This window comes from Phreatobacter oligotrophus, from assembly GCF_003046185.1.
Classification (GTDB): Bacteria; Pseudomonadota; Alphaproteobacteria; order Rhizobiales; family Phreatobacteraceae; genus Phreatobacter; species Phreatobacter oligotrophus.
In genome coordinates this window covers 1-2,213 of record NZ_PZZL01000058.1, presented here as the reverse complement: position 1 = coordinate 2,213, position 2,213 = coordinate 1, and the positions used below count along the sequence as shown (strand labels likewise).

Below are 2,213 nucleotides of genomic sequence, written 5' to 3'. Positions count from 1 at the left end.
GTTATGCGGGACCGCCCCTCCCCTGCCGTTGCCTCGCGGAGCGTGTCCGGCGGAACGGACGCGAAACGCCGGGCCTGGACAATCGGGTGGCCCCTACACCCGGCGGCTGATCTGACGGCCGATGGCCAGCCATCTCCTGCAGCCTTCGCGCCTTGGAGACGGCATGGAACCGGCAGGCTTCTCCATCTCGGCAGACCCAAGCGCGCTGCCATTGGCTGCAGGCCTGTGGCAGAGGGGCGGCTCGTTCGGCCGCATCGGCTGTCCTCTGGATTGCTGCAGAGAGGGGCTCGGATCACCCCACCTCCCCGGATGACGGGCAAGGAGCGCCGTCAGGCCCATTGAGCCCGCCCCGATGCGCGTTGGCGGCGAAACGATCCGTGCCAGCTTTTTTTCCTAGAACTGGGGCATCAGGGAGGCGCGAATATGCAGGCCGTGCGTGTGGCCAGCGCCCAAAACCGCATTCGGTTGTATGCAGCCTCACATGTAAATACACGTGAGACGCGAAATGAGCCTTTTTAAAACGCTCCTCATACTCGTTTTCCATCATACAATTTATAAATATTGGGCCATTTCAGATCATAGGAATAAATATAGATACCAATATTGTCGCTTTCGAGAATTATGAAATCATGTATGATTATTACTCACCAGCTTGTCGGTCTATATCATTGCGACGGATAGACAAGATCATCAAGAAATGAACATCTCTGCCAACAGAGACCCTGGTTACGAGTGACCGCACTTGTCCTCCTGAGCAAAAGTCGGGTAACTCGGACTAAGGAGACTAGGGACTGTAGGAATGCCGTCGTCGATGAACGACATGGTTGTCAGCGTAGACGCTGAGGGGCGGATCAAGGTCAGGATTCCACTGCCCGATGATGTTCTTTCCCGGTATCGGGGCAGCACCATTACTGTGCCGTTTCGCTTGTTCGAGTTCACCATTCAGCTGGACGATGAAGTGACCGTTCCGCTTGCCAGCCATTCCTTTGTGGAAGCGGAAAAGATCGCCAACGCGGTGGCTGCGAGCATCATGCAGGCTGTCACGGGGTGGGAGACCGTCGGGGCGCAGCCCATCGTGGTGCGCAAGGCCGGCTTAGGGCTCACCGGCGGCAGCAGAGCAGCGGCGGAAGAGACCTGCGCGGCCCCGGGCGAGCCTGATCCTCACCCGTCGCCGTCGCTCATGGATCTGTTCGAGGCCTGGGCGGCGCATCACCTGCGCGCCGGTGGCGCTCCGACGACCCCGCCCTATTGGCGCCTTCTGGTCAGCCGCTTCGCCGCGTTCGTCGGCCAGGTACCACCGGCAGCGATCACCTCCCAGCATCTCCGCGATTATCGCGACCACCTTCTCGCCAGCGGCCGCAAGCTGCGCACCGCCCGCCACGCCGACTTCGCGGCCCTCAGGGCGCTGTTCCACTATGCCGTCGAGAATGGCCACGTGCCGGCAAATCCGGTCACCGGCGTGAAGTTTCGGGTGGACCGGCTGGCCGTTGGTCGGGGCATGCTGGCCTTCAATGCCGACGAAGCACGCCAGATTCTTGCGGCAGCCGACAGGGAGACCGTGCCGGCCTTCCGCTGGATCCCCTGGCTCACCGCGCTCACCGGCAGCCGCGTCGCGACCATCGCCAACCTTCGGGCCCGCGATGTCCAGAACGTCGAGGGCATCTGGTGCCTGAGGATCACCCGGGAGGCCGGACCCATCAAGACGGCGGCCTCGGAACGTCTGGTGCCCATCCATCCGGCCATCCTGCAGCGCGGCTTCCTGGCCTTCGTCAGGGATTGCGGGCGCGAGCGCCTGTTCGTGGAGGGACGGAGGAGGGGGGCCGATCCCGCGGCGACGTCCCCCTATAATCCTGCCCGCTCAACGTTGCGCCGCCTGACGCAATGGTTGCACGACCTGGAGCTCGAGATCGGCCGCGAGCATCGCAAAGACCCGAACCATGCCTGGCGGCACTGGTTCAAGGAGCAGGCCTTCATCGCCGGCATCCCCGAGAAGATCGCCGACGCGATCGTCGGCCATGCCCATGCCAATGCGTCGCGGCGGTATGGGGCGGTCTCGCTGGAGGTGATGGCGCGGAATCTCGAGAAGATCCGTCCTCCGATGTGACGGCGGATCCTGCGACAGTGAGGCTGGTTCTCACCCTTTGCCCACCCGCACCGGTGCCAGCGGAAGCCTCGGCGATTTACCGGCAGGGGAGGAGAGGCCGCGGATAACA

At 62.9% G+C, this 2,213-nt stretch carries 1 protein-coding gene; it reads left to right on the top strand.

The annotated features are described in order from the left end of the window. Window positions 1–799 precede the first annotated feature (799 nt). The gene (locus tag C8P69_RS23335) at window positions 800–2,104 is read left to right on the top strand and encodes a phage integrase SAM-like domain-containing protein (RefSeq protein ID WP_146167458.1); all 1,305 of its coding nucleotides are present in this window, start codon (window positions 800–802) and stop codon (window positions 2,102–2,104) included. Window positions 2,105–2,213: the final 109 nt, after the last annotated feature.

Excerpts from the sequence above, each read along its gene's own strand:
- C8P69_RS23335 (WP_146167458.1), top strand. The coding sequence starts at position 800 with ATGCCGTCGTCGATGAACGACATGGTTGTCAGCGTAGACGCTGAGGGG.